This window comes from Haloferax sp. s1 (assembly GCF_058382125.1).
Window position 1 is genome coordinate 1 of record NZ_JBZRPK010000340.1, and the last position, 3,300, is coordinate 3,300.

The 3,300-nt window shown below is 61.7% G+C and carries 5 protein-coding genes and 1 pseudogene; 3 read left to right on the forward strand and 3 right to left on the reverse strand.

The genetic code is table 11. The features are described 5' to 3' along the window. On the forward strand, positions 1–943 hold a 943-nt coding region (locus QT222_RS03995; RefSeq protein ID WP_491476383.1), incomplete at its 5' end, for an acyl-CoA dehydrogenase family protein. A 6-nt stretch (positions 944–949) separates the two neighbouring features. Here QT222_RS03995 and QT222_RS04000 read toward each other — a convergent pair. Continuing rightward, positions 950–1,264: a hypothetical protein gene (locus QT222_RS04000; protein WP_004572520.1), complete on the reverse strand. Its 315-nt coding sequence runs from the start codon at positions 1,262–1,264 to the stop codon at positions 950–952. Between the two features lie 114 nt (positions 1,265–1,378). Here QT222_RS04000 and QT222_RS04005 point away from each other — a divergent pair, with 114 nt between their 5' ends. After that, complete coding sequence (locus tag QT222_RS04005; protein ID WP_004572519.1) at positions 1,379–1,654, forward strand: DUF7111 family protein; 276 nt, start codon at positions 1,379–1,381, stop codon at positions 1,652–1,654. A gap of 37 nt (positions 1,655–1,691) precedes the next feature. On the opposite strand, the gene QT222_RS04010 is transcribed toward QT222_RS04005, so the two are convergent. Beyond that, on the reverse strand, positions 1,692–2,363 hold the full coding sequence (locus QT222_RS04010; protein WP_004572518.1) for a protein sorting system archaetidylserine synthase: 672 nt from the start codon (positions 2,361–2,363) through the stop codon (positions 1,692–1,694). Positions 2,364–2,471: 108 nt separating this feature from the next. Between QT222_RS04010 and QT222_RS04015 the strand changes: the two genes are divergently transcribed. Next, on the forward strand, positions 2,472–2,918 hold the full coding sequence (locus tag QT222_RS04015; RefSeq protein ID WP_491476384.1) for a cupredoxin domain-containing protein: 447 nt from the start codon (positions 2,472–2,474) through the stop codon (positions 2,916–2,918). 143 nt (positions 2,919–3,061) lie between these two features. Here the strand turns inward: QT222_RS04015 and QT222_RS04020 are convergent. After that, positions 3,062–3,300: pseudogene (locus QT222_RS04020) on the reverse strand (30S ribosomal protein S3ae); the annotation flags it as partial.

Genomic DNA, 3,300 nt, shown 5'->3' on the forward strand with positions numbered 1-3,300 from the left:
CTCCTACGCCATCGGGCTCGAAGAGATTTCTCGCGGCTCCGGCGGTCTCGGAACCATCGTCGCGGCGCACACGAGCCTCGCGGGCAACATGCTCTACGAGTTCGGCAACGAAGACCAGAAACAGACGTACCTCACGCCAGTCAACGAAGGAACCGACATCGGCGCGTTCGCACTCTCCGAACCGGGCGCGGGCAGTGACGTTCCCGCGATGGAGACGACCGCGGTGAAAGACGGCGATGAGTACGTCGTCAACGGGGGCAAGCTCTGGATTTCGAACGGCTCCGTCGCTGACACCGTCATCGTCTTCGCCAAGACCGACCCCGACGCAGGGAACAAGGGTATCTCCTCGTTCGTCGTCCGGCCCGAGGAAGACGACGGATTCATCGTCGAAGGAACGGAGCACAAACTCGGCGACAAAGGCTGTCCGACCGCCGAACTCCGCTTCGACGACATGCGCATCCCTGCAGACCGCCTTCTCGGCGACGAGGGAGACGGGTTCGTGCAAGCGCTGAAGACGCTCAACGGTGGGCGAATCACCATCGCGGCGCGCTCTATCGGTATTGCACGCGCGGCCCTCGACGACGCCGTGAAGTACGCCGGCGAGCGCGAGCAGTTCGACCAGCCTATCGGCGACTTCCAGGCAATCAAGCACAAACTCGCCGACATGGACACGAAGGTGCAGGCGGCGAAGCTTCTCATGCACAAGGCCGCGGACCTGAAGATTCGCGACGAGACGTTCATCAAGGAGGCCGCACAGGCGAAACTCTACGCCAGCGAGATTAGCCGCGAAGTCGCCAACGAGGGCATCCAGATTCACGGCGGCTACGGCTACACCAAGGACTTCGCGGCCGAGCGCTACTACCGTGACGCAAAGCTCAACGAAATCTATGAGGGCACGAGCGAGATTCTCCGCAACACCATCGGGGACTGGTTACAGAAGTAAGCGTCGTCAGTCGAGGGGTCGGTCGCCCGCGTCGGTCGTCCGTCTCTCGTTATTTTCCACGCGTTCTGTGAGCCACGCGTAGTACGATTCGACCCGGCTTGCTCCTGCATCGGTGAGTCCGTACACGTCGTGTATCCCTTCGGTTCGCCGTTCGAGGTGGCCCGCATCCACGAGCGCGTCGAGCGTCGCGTAGAACGACTGCGGGTCGATGCGGACGTCGTAGTAGCGCTCTAATCGCGTCTTTACCTTCTGTCCCCGGAGTTCACCCGCATCGTAGAGGATGGCGCAGAGGTCGCGCCGACGGCCGCTCTGAAACCACATACCTCCTGTTCCTCGAAGGAGGGACACGTCACTTTCGTTCTAAATCTGGGACTCGTACAATCGGTCCTCGATAGAACCGGTACATTAGACACACCCCGGTTCTTAGCGACGGCTATGAGTGAGCAGGAGGCGACTGCTGACGGCATCACCGCGCGGTACTACGTCACCGATTCCGAACGCGTCCTCGAATTCGACCGCGAGGGCCGAACCGCCGCCGTGGCACAGAACATCGACGGCTATGCGATGCTGAAAGTACGACCGACCGTCGACGGCGACGAGTTAGAACGCTACTACGGTTTCGACATGGCGCTCGACCACGCCGCAGAACTTCTCGATGTCTCGCCGCACGACCTCCCGATTCCGGAGGATGCGGCGGACATGGGGATGTAAGCCGACTCGAAACGCGTTTTAGACGGGTAACCGCGACTTAGCCCCAGTAGAATCGCGGCCCTAAGAACAGATAGCCGAGTGCCAAGAACAGCAGTCCAAACGCGAATCCCTCGCCGAGATTCCCTGAGAGGACGATAGCGAGTCCTTGCACGACGCCCATCACGAGCGCATCCTGTGCGTGGAGGTCAGGGTACGTCACATCAGAGAGCATCAGCGCAGCCATGACCGCCGAGAGAACAACGAGCAGCATCGGATCGACGAACCCGACCAGAACGCCGGCGGAGAGGATGGTGGCCGCAAGCGTCGTCGGAACGCCGACCGTCTCGTCGCTCCCGCTGTCGTAGGCCGTGTAGAGTGCCAAGCGAATGACGGCCGCCGCTACAAACAGCGCCGCAACGGCGACACCGGCGACGACTCGAAGTCGGTCGAAGCCCCACATTTCGCGGACGACAGAGACGACAAGGAGCGCCGGGGCGACGCCAAACGAAGCCACGTCCGCGAGAGAGTCGAGATACGGACCTGCGTCGGTCCCGCCGTAGCGTCGGGCGATGACGCCGTCGAGACCGTCGGCCATCGCAGCGAGGAGAATCGCCTTGGCCGCGAGGCGAACATCAATTGCGGTCAGGACCGCAGCGACGAACCCGAGTGCCGCATTTCCGGCAGTAACCACGTCGGCGGGGCCTAACCGACCGACGAATCGGGGTTTCATACCGATGCGATTGCGTACCTGCCCTTTCGCTCTTACGTTCTTCCTGCCTCCCGCGGGTTCGGCGGACGAACCATGCGACATATATCGGTCGCGTCCCGAGGGGCGGGTATGCGAGACGATGGGTCCTCAGACGGTCGTCAGACGCGGCGTCGATTCCTTGCGGCGACCGGGACGGTGGTGACTGCGAGCCTTTCCGGCTGTTCGACCTCGCTGGCGTCCGGTGACGATTTCGACGTCGGAATGACCGCCACCGCGTTCGACCCGCCGACCGTGACCGTCGAAGTCGGTGACGAAGTCGTGTGGCGAAACACGAGTTCGCGCGGCCACACGGTCACCGCCTACGAGGGCACCCTCCCCGAGGGTGCCGAGTTCTTCGCCAGTGGCGGCTTCGAAGACGAAGAAACCGCCCGCAACGCGTACTCGAACTCCCTCGGTGGACTCATCAAAAGCAGAGAAACCTACAGCTACACCTTCGAGGTCCCCGGCCAGTACGAGTATCTCTGTATCCCGCACGAACAGGCAGGAATGGTCGGTACGATTGTCGTCGAGGAGTAGTCATCCAACTCGGTTTCAACCACTCACTTCTTTCTGGCGAGTAATGGCACTACGCGTGCGCTCCTCTCAGCAGTTAGTAAGTTAGTCGTGTCGCAGAAAAAGTCGAAATCGAAATTCGAAGTCAGACCGTCGGTGTGACGGGCTTACGCTTCGTCTTCGTCGACGTCGACTGCAACGTCTTCTTCGTCGACGCTGACGGCGGCTTCCTCTTCCGCCTCGATCTCTTCGGGGCGGGCTTCGAGGGAGAACTTCTTGACCTCGACGCGGCGCAGGGGGTAAATCTGCTTCGCATCGCCGTAGATGGCCGACGAGAGGCGACCCTCGACGACGCTCTCGGTGAGCGAGTCGTAGGTGTGGCCGGTGATAGCCACTTGGGTGAGGT

Bases quoted from the DNA above. Each gene is read 5' to 3' on its own strand.
- QT222_RS04000 (WP_004572520.1), bottom strand. From the start codon at position 1,264: ATGTGGTTTCAGAGCGGCCGTCGGCGCGACCTCTGCGCCATCCTCTAC.
- QT222_RS04005 (WP_004572519.1), top strand. From the start codon at position 1,379: ATGAGTGAGCAGGAGGCGACTGCTGACGGCATCACCGCGCGGTACTAC.
- QT222_RS04010 (WP_004572518.1), bottom strand. From the start codon at position 2,363: ATGAAACCCCGATTCGTCGGTCGGTTAGGCCCCGCCGACGTGGTTACT.
- QT222_RS04015 (WP_491476384.1), top strand. From the start codon at position 2,472: ATGCGAGACGATGGGTCCTCAGACGGTCGTCAGACGCGGCGTCGATTC.